The following is a 16170-nucleotide window of genomic DNA, read 5'->3' as shown; positions in this document are numbered from 1 at the left end:
CCGCCGCAGACAGTCCTCGCGGCGGCCGGTACCTGGGGACGATCAGCGCCAGACGACGACGCGCGGATCCTTGCTGAGGTCGACCTCGTACGCGCGGTCGGCCACCTGGGACCGGGAAACGTCACCGGTGAGGCCGAACGCGGTCGCGGTGGCGGTGCCCGTCACCTCGAAGTGGAAGGTGCCGCTGGCGAGCAGGGTGGCCGGGTCCACGGTGGGCGCGAAGTCCGCCCACGGATCGTTGGTCAGCGAGAACCGCACCGAATCGGGAGCGATCTCGACGCCGTCCTCGCTGAAACCGAACGGGCAGTCGGCCGGCCGCGACACCGTCGAGGCCAGGCACTCATCGAAACGGGTCTTCACCGTGCTCAGCACGGCCTCGCGGCCGGCGTCCGACAGCGCGGCGGTCACCGCGATGGTGCCGCCCTCCTGCGCGGGATCGGTGACGACCGCCTGCGTCTGCTCGCCGGTGACGCTGAGGAACTCGCTCGACGCCGCGGCGGTGTAGACGCCCGGGAAGACCGGGTTGACCGTCTCGGTGAGCGAGGCGCCGTTGATGGCGACGCCGGCGACCACGGGCACGCTCAGATCGGCGGTGCCGTCGGCGATTTTCCAGTCCCGGCCGGCCTTGCCGACGATCTGCAGCTGGGTGGAGACCTCGCGATCACCGAGCTTGTAGGTCGCGCGGACGGTCGCCTGGTCGCCGTTCTCCTGAGCGTCGCTCACCTCGATGCCGGTGAGTGGCGCGTCGCGCAGGGACGCCTCCAGGACGCCGCGGGTGAGCAGTGCCGTGTTGGCGGGGCGCTCCGCGAGCGAGTCGAGGGCGGCGTCGGCGTCCGCGGTGGAGAGTGCGGTCAGGTATGTCATCGCCGAATTCTTGATGGCGTTGAGCCGGGCTGTGGTGCTGGTGGAGATCGCGGCCCACGCCACGACGGCGATGAGCACGACCACCAGGAGCGCTGAGCCCGCGATCACGAGCGGACGCCGCGAGCGTTTCGCGGGCTGGTCCTCGGTGGCGGATGCGGGTGGGGCGGGGGTGTCGGCAGGCTCGGGGGTTGCCTTCGACGGGGTGGGATCGGTCTGGTCCACGGTGTCCTCCTCGGGGTCGACCACATGCCATGATGCCATGCCGCGGTGAGCGTGCCTCGCCAGTAGGGTGGCGTGCATGGCGCTTGACCTCACCGCTGACCTGCCCACCCTCCTGCAGCAGATCACCGACATCGAGTCGGTCAGTGGCAACGAAACGGCCCTCGCGGACGCGATCGTCGCGACGCTGGCCGGCCACGCTCACCTCACTATCCACCGCGACGGGGACGCCGTGGTGGCACGCACCGATCTCGGCCGCCCCTCCCGCGTCGTGATCGCCGGGCACATCGACACCGTGCCGGTCGCCGGCAACCTGCCCTCGTGGCGCGAGGGCGACCTGATCTACGGCCGGGGCACCTGCGATATGAAGGGCGGCGTCGCGGTGATGCTGGACGCCGCGGTCGCGCTGAGCGCCCCCCGCCACGACGTCACCTGGATCTTCTACGACCACGAAGAGGTCGAGGCCGCCAAGAACGGTCTCGGACGCCTCGCCCGCACCCGTCCCGACCTGCTCGAGGGGGAGTTCGCGGTGCTGATGGAGCCCACGGGCGCCCGGATCGAGGGCGGCTGCCAGGGGACGCTGCGCTTCGAGGTGACCACGACCGGACGCGCCGCGCACTCGGCCCGCAGCTGGCTGGGTCACAACGCCATCCACGACGCCGGCGCGCTGCTGCGCACCCTCGAGGAATACCGCCCGCGCACCGTCGTGGTCGACGGCCTGGAATACCGCGAGGGCCTCAACGCGGTCGGCATCAGCGGCGGCATCGCCGGCAATGTGATCCCGGACCGGTGCACGATCGTGGTCAACTTCCGCTTCGCGCCCGATCGCAGCGTCGAGGACGCCAAACAGCACTGCCGCGACGTGTTCGCCGGCCACGAACTCGTCTTCACCGACGAGTCACCCGCGGCGCGCCCCGGGCTCGACCTGCCTGCGGCGGCCGAGTTCCTGGCGGCCGTCGGCGGCGAGCCGCGCGCCAAGTACGGATGGACCGATGTGGCGCGATTTTCCGCGCTCGGCATTCCGGCGGTGAACTTCGGCCCGGCCGACCCGGGCAAGGCCCACGCCGACGACGAGTTCTGCCCCGCGACCGACCTGGACATCTGCTCGGCGGCTATCCGCCGCTGGCTGAGCTGAGAAAGGAGACCCCGATGGCTGACAAGGCGAAGGCCGCCGACAAGTCCAAGACCGGCAAGGTGAAGGCGGCCCGCAAGCGCGCCAAGAAGCGCCAGCGCGACCAGTACCAGGGCCCGGTGATCCGCCGCGACGACCAGGTGCAGGAGACCACCACCGATCAGCGGCTGCTGGAGTCGCGCAACGGCGGCGACTGGGTGCACACCGATCCGTGGCGGGTGTTCCGCATCCAGGCCGAGGTGATCGAAGGCTTCGGCACCCTCGCCCCGCTCGGGCCCGCGGTCACCGTGTTCGGTTCGGCACGGACGCCGTCGGATCACCCGTCCTACGATGCCGCGCGCCGACTGGGAACCGCCCTGGTCAACGAGGGGTACGCGGTGATCACCGGCGGCGGTCCCGGGATCATGGAGGCGGCCAACCTGGGCGCACATGAAGCCGGCGGCACCTCGGTGGGTCTGGGCATCGAACTGCCGTTCGAGCAGGGCCTCAACCAGTACGTCAACCTTGGCATCAACTTCCGCTACTTCTTCGTGCGCAAGCTGATGTTCGTCAAGTACGCCCAGGGCTTCGTGGTTCTGCCCGGCGGCATGGGCACCTTCGACGAACTGTTCGAGGCGCTCACCCTGGTCCAGACCCGCAAGGTGACCCGGTTCCCGATCGTGCTGCTCGGCTCCGACTACTGGGGCGGCCTGGTCGACTGGCTGACCGCGACCGTGGCGGAACAGGGATACATCAGCCCCGGTGACCTGCAGCTGTTCCACGTGGTCGACGATGTGGACGAAGCGGTCGCGATCATCCGCAAGCACACCGGGGCGAACTGATGGTCTGGTTCCTGGGATTGTGCGCGTTCGCCGTGCTCGGCCTGGCCGCGCTCGCCGGCAGCGGGCGTTTCGGCGAACTGCCCCCGCCCGTCCACGACACGCCCGTGCTCGACCTGCCCGCGGGGGCGCTGGGCGGGGCCGATCTGCGCGCGCTCCGGTTCGCCAACGGTGTGCGCGGCTACGCCCCCGCGCAGGTGGACGAGGTGCTCGGGCGGCTCGCCGCGCAGTTGGACGCCGCCCAGACGTCCGGGTGGCCGGCGCCGTCGGATGGTCAGGCGGACGCCGGCACCCACGACGACGCTCCGCCCCAGGCGTCCACAGCGGATCGAACGCACGGATTTTGACGTTCTGCGATAATGGACGACGAACGAGTTCTCGCAACCAGGCAGAGAGGGAGAACATGGCAGCAATGAAGCCCCGTACCGGTGAGGGCCCCATCGAGGTCGCGAAGGAGTCCCGCGTCATCGCGATGCGCATTCCCGCCGACGGTGGTGGCCGCCTGGTCATCGAGATGAACGCCACCGAGGCAGCCGAGCTGTTGGAAGCACTCAAGGCTGTGGTCGGCTGAGGTTCCGCCTCGCTCGCAACGTGACGAATCCCCCGGACGCTCGGCGTCCGGGGGATTCGTTCGTGTGTGGGGCTACTTGGCCGTCTTGGCCTTGCGGTGCTCCGCGGCCGCCTTGTACACCTCGACCGTCTCCTGGGCGATCTTCTCCCAGCTGAACTCGTCGATGCAGCGCTGGCGTCCGGCGATGCCCATCGCCTTGGCGCGGTCCAGGTCGCGGGTCAGCTCGTTGACCTTCGCCGCGAACTGCGACTCGAACGCCGCCACGTACTCGGCGTCGCCGGCCTGAGCCGGGTCGTAGGGAACCAGCAGGCCGGTCTCGCCGTCCACGACGACCTCGGGAATGCCGCCGACCGCGGACGCCACGACGGCCGTCTCGCAGGCCATCGCCTCAAGGTTGACGATGCCGAGCGGCTCGTAGATGGACGGGCAGGCGAACACGTCGGCCGCGGTGTTGACCTGGCGGACGGCCTCGCGCGGCAGCATTTCCTGCACCCAGAACACCTTGCCGGGGCGCTCATTGTTCAGCTCGGCGAAGGCCTCGTTGAACTCGGCGGCGATCTCGGGGGTGTCAGGCGCGCCGGCGAGCAGCAGCAGCACCGTGTCGGGATCGAACTGGCGGGCCGCGCGGACCAGGTGGATCAGGCCCTTCTGGCGGGTGATCCGGCCGACGAAGACGACCAGCGGGGAGCCCTGCGGGATGCCCAGCTTCTCCAGCACATCGGTGTTGTGATCGGGCTTGAACTCCTCAGGATCGATGCCGTTCTTCACCACATGGATCCGCTCGGTCTCCACGAACGGGTAGGCGTCCTGGATGTTCTTGATCATGGCTGCGGAGACGGCGATGACGGCGTCCGCGTTCTCGTAGGCGGTCTTCTCGATCCAGCTGGAGACGCGATAGCCGCCGCCCAACTGCTCGACCTTCCACGGTCGGTCGGGCTCAAGGCTGTGGGCGGTGACCACCAGCGGCACGTCCTGGTATTCGGAGGCGACGATGCCCGCGAACTGGGCGTACCAGGTGTGGGCGTGGATGACGTCCACCTCGGGAACGGATGCGGCCATCGACACGTTGGCACCCAGGGTGCGCAGCGCGCCGTTGGCGCCTTCGGGGAAGTCCTCGGCATGAGCCGTCGCGCCTTCGCGAGGCTCGCCCATGCACTGGACGTCGACCGAGTCGGTGAACTTTTCGAGCTGAGGCACCAGCTGCCCCACATGAACGCCGGCGCCGCCGTAGATGTGGGGAGGGTACTCGCGGGTGAAGATCGATACGCGCATGGGCCGATCGTGTCACACATCACTGCGCTCTGCGAGGGATCGCCCCAGACCGTGGGCAGGGCCGCCCTCGTCGTCCACGATTGTCCGGGTTCGATGGCCGAACACGGCCGTTGTGGCCTAGGTTGAGCACATGAGCGATCGACCGAACGTCCTGTCGATTGTCCTGGCCGGTGGCGAGGGCAAGCGGCTGATGCCCCTGACTGCCGACCGGGCCAAGCCGGCGGTTCCCTTCGGCGGAACCTACCGCCTTATCGACTACGTCTTGTCCAACCTGGCGAACTCTGGCCTGACCAAGATTGCGGTACTCACCCAGTACAAGTCGCACTCTCTGGATCACCACATCGCCCAGACCTGGCGCATGTCCACGTTGCTTGGCAGCTTCGTGGCCACCGTCCCGGCGCAGCAGCGCACCGGCAAGCAGTGGTACATGGGCAGCGCCGATGCCATCTACCAGTCCCTGAACCTGATCACCGATCAGGATCCCGACTACGTCGTCGTGTTCGGGGCCGACAACATCTACCGGATGGATGTGGACGCCATGATGGCGGCGCACATCGCCTCCGGGGCGGAGTGCACCGTCGCGGGCATCCGCGTGCCGCGCTCCGAGGCGTCCGCTTTCGGCATCATCGACGCTGCCGACGACGGCCGCATCCTCCAGTTCCTGGAGAAGCCGGCCGACCCGCCCGGTCTGCCCGACAGCCCCGATGAGTCCTTCGCGTCCATGGGCAACTACATCTTCACCCGCAAGGCGTTCGTGGAGTGCCTGCAGGCCGACGCCGAGGACGACAGCTCCAAGCACGACATGGGCGGCAACATCGTGCCGTTCTTCGTGAACAAGGGCCAGGCCAACGTCTACGACTTCACCAAGAACAATGTGCCCGGCTCCACCGAGAAGGACCGCAACTACTGGCGCGACGTCGGCACCATCGACGCCTACCACGCGGCCCACATGGACTTGGTGAGCGTCGACCCCGACTTCAACCTGTACAACCGCAAGTGGCCGATCTTCACCCAGCAGGCGCAGGCGCCGGGCGCGAAGTTCACCTTGCGCGGCACGGCCGAGGATTCGATCGTGTCGGCGGGTTGCATCATCTCCGGCGGCGATGTCGACCGCTCGGTGCTGTCGCCCAACGTGGTGGTCGACAAGTGGGCGAAGGTAGAGGAGTCGGTCATCTTCTCCGGCGTCAAGGTGGGCCGTAACGCGGTCGTGCGCCGCGCGATCCTCGACAAGAACGTCGTCGTCGAGGACGGGGCCGAGGTCGGTGTCAACCATGATCACGATCGCGCCCGTGGCTTCGATGTCTCCGAGGCGGGCGTGACCACCGTCAGCAAGGGCGGACGCGTCACCGTCTGAGACTCCCATATCAAAGGCCCCGGGGATTCGTCCCCGGGGCCTTTGATATGGGACGGTGCGGCACGCGACGCGTGGCCGCGGCGGCGTCCGTTGCCGGCGGTGGTCAGGCGCGGCGCGCCACCAGCAGTCCCTGGCCGACCGGCAGCAGCACGGGGGTCAGGTCTTCGGAGTCGGCCACGGCCGTCAGCGCCTCGCGGATGATCACCGTGTCGTCGTCGGTGTTGGCGGCGTCGGCCACCTTGCCGTCGGCCAGCGCGCGGTGGATGGCGAGCAGGCCGCCTGGGCGCAGCAGGCGCAGCGCCGCCTCGACGTACTCCACGTATTCCAGGGGATCGCCGTCGATCAGCACCAGATCGTAGACGCCGTCGCTCAGCTTGGGCAGCACCTGCAGCGCCTCGCCGGCGATCAGCCGGGCGCGGCGGGGCGCGATCCCGGCGCCGGCGAACACGGTGCGCGCCGCGGCCTGGTGCTGCGGCTCGATGTCGATGGAGGTGAGAATGCCGTCGGCGACCATGCCCTCCAGCAAGGCCAGCCCGGACACACCCGTGCCGGTGCCCACCTCGACGACCGCGCGCGCGCCGATCAGCTCGGCGAGGAAGCGGAGCAGGGTGGCGGTGCCGGGGGAGACGGGCTGGATTCCCAACTCGGCGGACGCCGCGCGCGCCTGGCGGGCGTCGTCGCTCTCGGGGATGAAAGCCTCGGCGTAAGCGGCCGAGGCGGATACGGCGGAGGCCGGCTGCTTGTTCGGTGCAGGGTTCACGCGGCAAGCCTACAGCGGGCGCCGCCGGTGGGGTGGCCTAGACTGTCGCTCATGGCTCATGCTCCTTTTGGACGGCTCATCACGGCCATGGTGACGCCGTTCTCCTCCGATTGTTCTCTCGATCTGGATCAGGCACGCCGGCTAGCGGCCTACCTCGTGGACGAACAGGGCAACGACGCGCTGGTGATCAACGGGACGACCGGCGAGTCGCCGACGACCAACGACGAAGAGAAGCTGGCGCTGCTGCGCGCCGTCAAGGCCGAGGTCGGTGATCGCGCCAAGGTGATCGCGGGCGTGGGCACCAACGAGACCGCCGCGACGATCCAACGCTGCCGCGACGCCGAAGAGGCCGAGTGCGACGGCGTCCTCGTCGTGACGCCGTACTACAGCAAGCCGCCGGCCGACGCGCTGCTCGAGCACTTCCTGATCGTCGCCGACTCCACGCAGCTCCCGGTGATGCTGTACGACATTCCCGGTCGCTCGGCCATCCCGATTCCCGAAGACACCATCATCGAGCTCGCGCGCCACCCCCGCATCGTGGCGGTCAAGGACGCGAAGGGTGACCTGGTCAGTTCCGCGAAGGTGATGGCGGCCACCGACCTGGCCTACTACTCCGGCGACGACGCCGTGACGCTGCCCCTGATGTCGGTCGGCGGTGTCGGCGTGGTAGGCACCTCGACGCACTTCACCGGTGCGGCGACCCGCGAGTGGATGGACCTGCTCGCGGACGGTGCGCGTAGTGACGCTCTGGCCCTCTACCGGCGACTGCTCCCGGTCTACACCGGTGTGTTCGCGACCCAGGGATGCATGCTGGTCAAGGCAGGCCTCGCGGCCCGCGGCTTCGGCCCGGCGGCGCTGCGTCGTCCGCTCAAGCCCGCCACCCCGGTGCAGGCGCGCGCCTTCGTGCAACTCCTGGAGGCGGCCGGCCTGTAGGCCCGGCCACCTCACACCCACCCCCCCGGGAGTCACCCTGTGAACATGTCCATGTCGGAGATCATCGGCCTGGTGATCCTCGCGATCATCGTGTTCGGTCCCGAGAAACTGCCCGAACTGGCGCGTAAGGCGGCGCGCATCCTGGCCTACCTGCGCCGCGTCGGCAACGACGCGCGCGGTCAGCTGCGCAAGGAACTGGGGCCCGAATACGACGACATCCGGCTGTCCGACCTCAACCCGAAGAACCTGGTCGCCCGGCACCTGCTCTCGACCGAGGAGGTGTCGGATCTGCGCCAGATCCGCGACGAGGCGATGGCCGAGGGGCGGATCATGAAGGACGCGCTCGACGAGGCCGCGGGCGTCCCCGACGGGGGAACGGCCTTCTCGGCCACGGTCTCGGCGCAGGATTCACCGATTGTTCGCTTCGACCCCGAGGCGACCTGATTCCCGTGCGCTAACCTTCGATGGTGAGCGGAACCGCTGCCTCGATCTTCGTTTCGCGCATCAAAGGCCTGCCCGTCCTCGACGCCAGTGGCGATCAGGTCGGTAAGGTGCGCGACGTCGTCGTCCAGAACCGGATCAACGCCAGGCCACCCCGGGTGAAAGGCCTGGTGGTGGAGTTGTTGCGCCTGAGACGGGTCTTTCTGCCGATGGAACGGGTGCGCTCGATCGACGGCCAGCAGGTGATCATCGCCGGTGTGGTGAACACGATCGTGTTCCAGCGCCGGGAAGCCGAACGGCTCGTCGTGTCCGATCTGTTCGACAAGCGCGTCGACCGCCCGGGTGCGGCGCCGGCGTCCATCTTCGACGTGGCGATATGCCAGACCCGAACCCGCGCCTGGGAGGTGAGCGAGGTCGCGCTCAAAGAGGTCACCAGCCGCTCGCCGTTCTCACGGGGCCATGTCGTCGTCGTCGACTGGAACGAGGTGCCCGACTTCTTCGGGGTGTCCGGGCAGGGCACCGCGCAGGTGCTCGCCGAACTGGCCGAGATGAAGCCCGCCGACATCGCCCGCGAACTGCACGAGATGAGCCCCGAGCGCCGGGCCAGCGTGGTCGCCGCGCTCGACGACGAGATGCTCGCCGAGGCATTGGAGGAGATGCCCGAGGCCGAGCAGGTGCGCGTCATCGTCGCGCTCGACACCGAGCGTGCCGCCGACATCCTCGAAGAGATGGATCCCGACGACGCGGCCGACCTGATCGCCGAACTCGCCCCGGAGCTCGCCGAGACGCTGCTGGAGCGGATGGAGCCCGAGGACGCCGCGGACGTCCGCACCCTGCTCAACTATGACGCCGCGACCGCCGGCGGCCTGATGACCCCCGAACCCGTCGTGCTCGGCCCGGACGCCACCGTCGCCGACTGCCTCGCCGAACTGCGGGTCGAGGAGGTGACGCCGGCGCTGGCGGCCCTGGCGTTCATCTGCCGCCCGCCCTTGGACACGCCCACCGGCCGCTATGTGGGCGCCATCCACATCCAGCGCCTGCTGCGCGAACCGCCGTCGCTGCTGGCGGCCTCGCTGGTCGACTCGGGCATCAAACCGTTGCGCCCGGACGCCGACGTCGCGCTGGTCAGCCGCTATTTCGCCACCTACGACCTCGTCTGCGCGCCCGTCGTCAACGACAAGGGCCAACTCGTCGGCGCGGTCACCGTGGACGACGTGCTCGACCACATCCTGCCCGCCGACTGGCGGCGGCTCCAGCTCGCGGAGGGAGTGAGCGATGGCGCGACCGTCTGATCGCCTCAACACGCCCGGGCGCCGCACCACCTGGTTGCCGCGCTTCAAGCTGCGCGAGGACGCCTTCGGCTCGTTCGCCGAAGGGTTCGCCCGCTTCATGGGCACGGCCAGCTTCCTGTTCTGGATGACGGTGTTCATCGTCGCCTGGATCGTGATCAACAACATCTGGCCGGGCATGTTCTCCGATCCGTTCCCGTACATCTTCCTCACCTTGTTGCTGTCATTGCAGGCGTCCTATGCGGCGCCGTTGATCCTGCTCGCGCAGAACCGGCAGGAGGCGCGCGACCGGGTGACCACTGAGAACGACCGCCGGGTCGCCGCCCAGTCACGCGCCGATATGGACTTCCTGGCGCGCGAGCTCGCCAGCCTGCGGATGCGGATCAACGACATGCCGACCCGCGACTTCCTGCGCGGCGAGCTGCGCGATCTGCTGGAGGAGCTCAACCGCGACGACGACGGCGACGAGGACCAGACTCCCCCCGGGCGGCGCCGCGCCGCTCGGTAGAGTGGCCCCTATGTCTGAGACGAATCTGGTCCAAGCTGTCTGGGACGTGCTCGCGCGCGTCAACGACCCCGAGATCCACCGCCCGATCACCGAACTGGGCATGGTGGAGAAGGTCGAGGTCGACGAGACCGGCCAGGCGTTCGTCAAGGTGCTGCTCACCATTACCGGGTGTCCCATGCGCGGCACGATCGAGCACGACGTGCACGCCGCCCTGCAGGGTGTGGAGGGCCTGACCGGGCTCGAACTCGAGTTCGGCGTGATGAGCGACGAGCAGCGCTCGGCGTTGAAGACCCAGCTGCGCGGCGGCGTCCGGGAGCGCGAGATTCCGTTCAGCCGTGACGGCAACCTCACCCAGGTGCTGCTGATCGCCTCCGGCAAGGGCGGCGTCGGCAAATCGTCGGTGACGGTCAACCTCGCCCAGGCGATCGCGGCGCGCGGCAAGAAGGTGGGCATCCTGGACGCCGACATCTACGGCCATTCCATCCCGCCCATGCTCGGCATCGCCGACGCCGACGTGACCGGCATCGACGACATGATCCTGCCGGTGACGGTGAGCGGCATGAAGGTGATCTCGGTCGGCATGCTCAAGCAGTCCCGCGAGCAGGTGATCGCCTGGCGCGGGCCGATCCTCGACCGCGCCCTGCAGCAGTTCCTCGCCGATGTGTACTGGGGTGATCTGGACTACCTGCTCGTCGACCTGCCTCCGGGCACCGGCGACGTCGCGATGAGCCTGGGCACCAAGCTGCCCAACGCCGAGGTGATCGTGGTGACCACCCCGCAGCAGGCGGCCGCCGAGGTCGCCGAGCGGGCCGGCACGATGGCGTCCATGGTGGAGCAGAAGGTGCTCGGTGTCGTCGAGAACATGGCCTACCTCGACTTCACCGCCCCCGACACCGGCCACACCTACCGGATCGACCTGTTCGGCTCCGGCGGTGGCGCGCGCGTGGCCGAGGCGCTGACCTTGCGCCTGGGTTATGAGGTGCCGCTGCTGGCCGAAGTCCCGCTGGACGCCGAGATGAGCGTCGCCGGCGACTCCGGCGTCCCGTTGGTGGCCACCGACGCCTCGCGTCCCGCCGCCGCCGCGTTGGACGAGTTGGCCGAGCGCCTGATCGCCCGCAAGCGCGGCCTGGCCGGCCGCAAACTCAGCCTGATGGTGAACTGACGCGCTTTTCGCGCTGCCTTCACGACGCCTTGTCCGCCCGCGCGCACGATCTGCACCGTCGCGCACGAGTTGGACGGCCGCATTGCGGCCCGCCGCGCTCTTGCGCACGAGTTGCACGGTTGCGCACGAAATCTCGTCGGCAAGCGTGCAACTCGTGCGCGTGAGGGCGCGGAGGGCATCCGGATGCCTGTGGATGATGGCGACACGGCCTGGCGAGTTATCCACATCTGCTCAGATCGCTCTCGTCAGGTGGTTCCTGATGTGGTGGAGTCCTGCCATGCAGGACCTCAGCCCCAGGACACTGACCCAGCTTCGAGCCGAAGGATGGTCGACGCGGCGGGTCGCGCAGGCCGTCCGTGACGGGCAGTTGATCAGGCCCACCTACGGCATGTACGCCGCCGCGACCAAGGTGACCGACGCCGACGCCCACCTGAATCGCGCCCGCGCGATCCTCATGCGGCAGTCGGCCTCGGCGGTGCTGTCGCATACGTCCGCCGCGGTGGCGCACGGGTTGCCGCTGCCGCAACGCAACCCGGCAACCGTGCATTTCACCGTGGCGCCGCCGGTGCGCGGACGCCGACGACCGGGGTATCAGGCGCATGGCGCCGCCCTTGACGCGGACGAGGTGGTGTCGATGCACGGAATCCTGGTGACCTCGTTGGAACGCACAGTCATCGACGTGATGCGGTCGTCGCCGTACCTGTGGGCGGTGATCGCTGCCGACTGGGCGCTCAACCAGGGTGTGTCGCGCGAGGCGATGCTGTCGTATGCCGATGAGCATCCGGGTTGTCACGGGGTTCCGGTGCTGCGGCAGGCGGCGTTGTTCGCCGACATCGGTGGGAAGTCTCCGGCGGAGTCGGCCAGCCGGGTCTCGATCGCGCGTGCGGGCTTGCCCGCACCCGTGCTGCAGTTCGAGGTGATGAGTCCCTACGGGTGGGAGGCCACCTCCGATTTTGCCTGGCTGGACCAGGGCGTGGTCGGTGAGGTGGACGGCAAGTCCAAGTACGGACGATTGCTGCAACCGGGGCAGACGGCGGAGGAGGCGATCATGGCGGAGAAGGCGCGGGATGAACGCATCCGGCAGGCCGGATGGTGGCCGGTCCATTGGGATTGGGCGACCGCGTTCACCCCGTCCGCCCTGGCGATCCTGGTCCGGGGCGCCTTCGAGGATCCGGCGGCGCGGCGGATCAGGCATCGGTCATGCTGATCACGACCGCGGAGCCTCGTGCGCACGAGTTGCACCGTTGCCGACGAGATCTCGTGCGTAACGGTGCAACTCGTGCGCAAGGGCTGACGGGACGCGGAGGGGGTCAGGGGGTCTCGATCGCGAAGGTGACCGGGGTGCCCAACTCGATGGTGCGCGAGACCGTGCAGTCGCGGTCATGGGACGCCTTCACCGCGGGGGCGATGCGGGCGCGGGCCTTGTCGCCGTCCGGGCCCTCGGGGAAGCGGAGCCGGAACCTCACCTGCAGGCCGGTCATGTGGTTGCCGCCCTCGGCGGACTTGGTGCCCGAGGCGACCACCTCGAAGACCTCGGGCTCGGCGCGGCGTCCGGTCATCACGTCGACGTCGACCGAGGTGCAGCCGGCCAGGGCGGCCAGCAGGAGTTCGACGGCGGAGAAGTTGCCGTCGCCGTTCACGGTAAGGGCGGCGCCGCGTCCGTTGCTGGCCTGGTAAACGCCTTCGCTCACCCGGGTCAGGGTCACGGCGTGGGTCGGTGTATCCGTCATGGGGCCATCATGCACGCCGCGACGATGGGTGGGAATGTCCCACCCGGCGACTAGGCTGGACGCATGACTTCTCCGACTCGTCCCGCCCGGGTGCGGCGCACGGTGCTGGCCGTGCCCGGGTCGTCCGACCGGTTCATCGCGAAGGCACGCGGGCTCGAGGTGGACGCCTTGTTCCTCGATCTGGAGGACGCCGTCGCTCCGCCGGTGAAGGCCGAGTCGCGGGCGCGCATCGTGGATGCGCTCAACTCTGGCGAAGGGTTCGCCGCGGCCACCGTCACGGTGCGGGTCAACGACTGGTCGACGCCGTGGACGTTCCGCGACGTCGTCGACGTCGTCTCGGGCGCCGGCGCGCGGATCGACTGCCTGGTCATGCCGAAGGTGACGCGCGCGTCCGAGGTGAAGGCGCTCGACCTGCTGCTCACCCAGGTGGAGCACGAGGCTGGCCTTCCGCTGGGCAAGATCGGGCTCGAGGTGCAGATCGAGGACGCCCTCGGTCTGCTGCACGTCGCCGAGATCGCGGGCTCCTCGCCACGCCTGGAGTCGCTGGTCTTCGGTCCGGGTGACTTCATGGCGTCGATGGGTATGGGTGGCCTCAACGTGGGCGCGCAGCCGGCGGGGTATCCCGCGGACGCGTTCCACCATGTGCTGATGTCGATCCTGGTCGCCGCTCGCGCGCACGGCCTGCAGGCGATCGACGGCCCGTTCGTGGCGATCCGCGACACGGCCGGTTTCGAGGCGTCCGCGGCGCGCTCTGCGGCGCTCGGCTACGACGGCAAATGGGTACTGCACCCCAATCAGGTCGAGCCCGGTAATGCCGCCTACACCCCGGTGTCCGCCGACTTCGCGCGCGCCCAGCGCATCATGGACGCCTACGCCGCCGCCACCTCGCTGGCCGGCGGAGCGACGGGCGCGATCGTGGTCGATGACGAGATGGTCGACGAAGCAGGCGTGAAACTCGCCTCCGCGCTGCTGGCGCGGGGGATCGCCGCCGGTCTGGCGGCAGGAAAGGACGCATCATGACCCAGCAGGGCTTCAACGCGGACAACACCAACCAGGGCTTGTTCAAGCTGGAGTATCCGCAGACGCTCGGCGTCTACGGTTCCTACCCGGACGCCCAGAAGGCGGTCGACTTCCTCGCCGACCAGAACTTCCCTGTGTCGAACCTGGCCATCGTGGGTACCGACCTGCGGCTGGTCGAACGGGTGACCGGACGCCGCACCTGGGGCACGGTGCTGGGACAAGGGGTGATGAGCGGTCTGTCGACGGGCTTCATCGTGGCCATTTTCATGATGATCCTGTTCCCGAGCGAGAACTTCCTGGGCCAGTTGCTCACCGCTTTGGTGATCGGCGTCGTGATCGGGTTGCTGTTCGCCGTCCTGGGGTACGCGGTGAGTCGTGGCCAGCGCGATTTCACCTCCGTCAGCCAGACGATCGCCACCAAGTACGAGATCCTGTGCGAACACAAAGTCGTGGCCCAGGCCCGCGAGATGCTCGCGAAGGCGCCCGGGGCACGGGCGGCGCAGTTCGGGCCGAACATGACTCCCGGCGGTCTGCCGCCGCAGCCCGCACAGCCGCAGGCCGGTTACCCGGCGGGGGGCTACGGCCAGCCGGGCGGGTACGGCCAGCCGGGCGGGTACGGGCAGGGTGGTTACGGTCAGGGACCGTACGGGCAGCCGGGTTACGGCCAGCCGCCTCACCCGCAGCCGGGCGGCTATCCACAGCAGAGCTACCCGCAGCAGCCGGCCGCTCCCCAGCAGCCGGCCGCCGCGCCGCAGCCGAAGGACGATCAGGCGTCCAGCATCGACCCCGACAAGAACTCGGAGTAGGCCGGCAGGTCGAGCTGGCCCGAGCCGGACACGCCGATCAGGATCACCGGGCTGGCGCCGTCCTCGGTCGCCTTGCGGGCCTGATCGAGGGCGCCCGCGATGGCGTGGCAGGACTCCGAGGCGGGCACGATGCCCTCGGCGCGGGCGAACTCCACGCCGGCGGCGAAGGCGGCCCGCTGCTTGACGGCGATCGCCTCGATCAGACCCTCGTGGTAGGCGTGGCTGACCAGCGGCGCCATGCCGTGGTAGCGCAGACCGCCGGCGTGCACCGGGTCGGGCACGAACTCGGCGCCGAGGGTGTACATCTTCAGCAACGGCGTCATGCCCGAGGCGTCCCCGAAGTCGTAGCGGTACTCGCCCTGGGTGAGCGAAGGAGCCGCGGCGGGCTCACAGGCGATGATCCGGGTCGACGCTCGGCCTTCGATGTTCTCGCGCAGGAACGGGAAGGCGATGCCGGCCAGGTTCGATCCGCCGCCGGCGCACGCGAACAGGTAGTCGGGAGCCTTCTCGCCGAACTTCTCCAGCTGCTTGAGCGCCTCCAAGCCGATCACGCTCTGGTGCAGGGTGACATGGTTGAGCACCGAGCCGAGCGCATAGGACGCCCCCGAGTCCTTCGCGGCCTCCTCGACGGCCTCCGAGATCGCCATGCCGAGGCTGCCCGGAGTGCCGGGGAACTTCGCCTGCAGGGCGCGTCCGGCATCGGTGCGGTCGGACGGGCTCGGGGTGACGGTCGCGCCGAAGGTCTCCATCAGCATCCGCCGGTACGGCTTGGACTCGTAGGTGTTGCGCACCTGCCACACGTCGCAGGTCTGGCCGAAGATCTGGGTGGCGAACGCGAGCGCCGAGCCCCATTGGCCCGCACCGGTCTCGGTGGTGATCCGCATCCGGCCCTCGAGCGCGTTGTAGTACGCCTGGGGCACCGCCGAGTTGGTCTTGTGCGACCCGACCGGGGATTCGCCCTCGTACTTGTAGTAGATCTTCGCGGTCGTGCCGAGTGCCGCCTCGAGGCGGTGGGCGCGGTGCAGCGGCGCCGGACGCCACAGCTTGTAGATGTCGCGCACCGGCTGCGGGATCTCGATCCAACGCTCGGTGGACGCCTCCTGCGCGATCAGCCCCATCGGGAACAGCGCAGCCAGATCATCGGGCTGCAGCGGCTCCTTCGTGCCCGGATGCAAGGGCGGCGGCGGGGGAGTCGGGAAGTCGGCGACGATGTTGTACCAGTGCGTCGGGATGTCGTCCTCATCGAGGAACACCTTGGTGGGTTCAGCCATGACCGCACTCTAGAACGATC

17 protein-coding genes and 1 pseudogene are annotated in these 16170 nt (G+C 69.1%); 13 read left to right on the top strand and 5 right to left on the bottom strand.

Annotated features, from left to right (window positions below; genetic code table 11):
- Window positions 1-42: 42 nt before the first annotated feature.
- The gene (locus QM708_RS05060) at window positions 43-1086 is read right to left on the bottom strand and encodes a hypothetical protein (protein ID WP_415104996.1); all 1044 of its coding nucleotides are present in this window, start codon (window positions 1084-1086) and stop codon (window positions 43-45) included.
- 76 nt (window positions 1087-1162) lie between these two features.
- Here QM708_RS05060 and dapE point away from each other — a divergent pair, with 76 nt between their 5' ends.
- Genes dapE through QM708_RS05040 form a run of 4 tightly spaced genes read left to right on the top strand, consistent with a single transcriptional unit; the run spans window position 1163 to window position 3604 of the window.
- On the top strand, window positions 1163-2218 hold the full coding sequence (dapE, locus tag QM708_RS05055; protein WP_415104995.1) for a succinyl-diaminopimelate desuccinylase: 1056 nt from the start codon (window positions 1163-1165) through the stop codon (window positions 2216-2218).
- A 14-nt stretch (window positions 2219-2232) separates the two neighbouring features.
- Entirely contained in the window at window positions 2233-3036 is an 804-nt protein-coding gene (locus QM708_RS05050; RefSeq protein ID WP_415104994.1) for a TIGR00730 family Rossman fold protein, read from the top strand.
- Window positions 3036-3380, top strand: coding sequence for a DivIVA domain-containing protein (locus QM708_RS05045; protein WP_415104993.1), 345 nt, complete (start codon window positions 3036-3038; stop codon window positions 3378-3380). Before QM708_RS05050 ends, QM708_RS05045 begins: the two co-directional genes overlap by 1 nt.
- A gap of 56 nt (window positions 3381-3436) precedes the next feature.
- Window positions 3437-3604: a DUF3117 domain-containing protein gene (locus tag QM708_RS05040; protein WP_232548472.1), complete on the top strand. Its 168-nt coding sequence runs from the start codon at window positions 3437-3439 to the stop codon at window positions 3602-3604.
- A gap of 72 nt (window positions 3605-3676) precedes the next feature.
- On the opposite strand, the gene glgA is transcribed toward QM708_RS05040, so the two are convergent.
- The gene (glgA, locus tag QM708_RS05035) at window positions 3677-4876 is read right to left on the bottom strand and encodes a glycogen synthase (RefSeq protein WP_415104992.1); all 1200 of its coding nucleotides are present in this window, start codon (window positions 4874-4876) and stop codon (window positions 3677-3679) included.
- Between the two features lie 130 nt (window positions 4877-5006).
- Here glgA and glgC point away from each other — a divergent pair, with 130 nt between their 5' ends.
- Window positions 5007-6230: a glucose-1-phosphate adenylyltransferase gene (gene glgC, locus QM708_RS05030; RefSeq protein ID WP_415104991.1), complete on the top strand. Its 1224-nt coding sequence runs from the start codon at window positions 5007-5009 to the stop codon at window positions 6228-6230.
- Window positions 6231-6333: 103 nt separating this feature from the next.
- On the opposite strand, the gene QM708_RS05025 is transcribed toward glgC, so the two are convergent.
- On the bottom strand, window positions 6334-6990 hold the full coding sequence (locus QM708_RS05025) for an O-methyltransferase (protein ID WP_415104989.1): 657 nt from the start codon (window positions 6988-6990) through the stop codon (window positions 6334-6336).
- A 51-nt stretch (window positions 6991-7041) separates the two neighbouring features.
- On the opposite strand from QM708_RS05025, the gene dapA reads away from it, so the two are divergent.
- The 6 genes from dapA to QM708_RS04995 all read left to right on the top strand — a co-directional run bounded on the left by dapA (window position 7042) and on the right by QM708_RS04995 (window position 12530).
- Window positions 7042-7923 carry a 4-hydroxy-tetrahydrodipicolinate synthase gene (dapA, locus tag QM708_RS05020; RefSeq protein WP_415104988.1) on the top strand — a complete coding sequence of 294 codons (882 nt, stop codon included), beginning with the start codon at window positions 7042-7044 and terminating at the stop codon, window positions 7921-7923.
- A gap of 45 nt (window positions 7924-7968) precedes the next feature.
- Complete coding sequence (locus QM708_RS05015; RefSeq protein ID WP_415104987.1) at window positions 7969-8367, top strand: sec-independent translocase; 399 nt, start codon at window positions 7969-7971, stop codon at window positions 8365-8367.
- A 23-nt stretch (window positions 8368-8390) separates the two neighbouring features.
- The gene (locus QM708_RS05010) at window positions 8391-9656 is read left to right on the top strand and encodes a magnesium transporter MgtE N-terminal domain-containing protein (protein WP_415104984.1); all 1266 of its coding nucleotides are present in this window, start codon (window positions 8391-8393) and stop codon (window positions 9654-9656) included.
- Entirely contained in the window at window positions 9640-10161 is a 522-nt protein-coding gene (locus tag QM708_RS05005) for a DUF1003 domain-containing protein (protein WP_415104982.1), read from the top strand. Before QM708_RS05010 ends, QM708_RS05005 begins: the two co-directional genes overlap by 17 nt.
- A gap of 10 nt (window positions 10162-10171) precedes the next feature.
- Complete coding sequence (locus tag QM708_RS05000) at window positions 10172-11323, top strand: Mrp/NBP35 family ATP-binding protein (RefSeq protein ID WP_415104980.1); 1152 nt, start codon at window positions 10172-10174, stop codon at window positions 11321-11323.
- Between the two features lie 277 nt (window positions 11324-11600).
- Complete coding sequence (locus QM708_RS04995) at window positions 11601-12530, top strand: type IV toxin-antitoxin system AbiEi family antitoxin domain-containing protein (RefSeq protein WP_415104978.1); 930 nt, start codon at window positions 11601-11603, stop codon at window positions 12528-12530.
- 103 nt (window positions 12531-12633) lie between these two features.
- On the opposite strand, the gene QM708_RS04990 is transcribed toward QM708_RS04995, so the two are convergent.
- The gene (locus QM708_RS04990; RefSeq protein ID WP_415104976.1) at window positions 12634-13053 is read right to left on the bottom strand and encodes an OsmC family protein; all 420 of its coding nucleotides are present in this window, start codon (window positions 13051-13053) and stop codon (window positions 12634-12636) included.
- 63 nt (window positions 13054-13116) lie between these two features.
- On the opposite strand from QM708_RS04990, the gene QM708_RS04985 reads away from it, so the two are divergent.
- Both QM708_RS04985 and QM708_RS04980 read left to right on the top strand, forming a co-directional pair.
- Window positions 13117-14073, top strand: a complete 957-nt coding sequence (locus QM708_RS04985) for an HpcH/HpaI aldolase/citrate lyase family protein (RefSeq protein WP_415104974.1) — start codon at window positions 13117-13119, stop codon at window positions 14071-14073.
- Window positions 14070-14579 (top strand): annotated as a pseudogene (locus QM708_RS04980) (general stress protein); the annotation flags it as partial. The gene QM708_RS04985 and the pseudogene QM708_RS04980, both read left to right, overlap by 4 nt.
- A gap of 260 nt (window positions 14580-14839) precedes the next feature.
- On the opposite strand, the gene QM708_RS04975 reads toward QM708_RS04980, so the two are convergent.
- A complete protein-coding gene (locus QM708_RS04975) occupies window positions 14840-16150 on the bottom strand; it encodes a TrpB-like pyridoxal phosphate-dependent enzyme (protein ID WP_415104972.1) in 1311 nt (436 codons plus the stop codon).
- Window positions 16151-16170: the final 20 nt, after the last annotated feature.

The organism is Propioniciclava sp., from assembly GCF_047602245.1.
GTDB lineage: Bacteria > Actinomycetota > Actinomycetes > Propionibacteriales > Propionibacteriaceae > Propioniciclava.
Note: the sequence above shows the minus strand (reverse complement) of the source record. Positions and strands in the feature narration are given on the sequence as shown.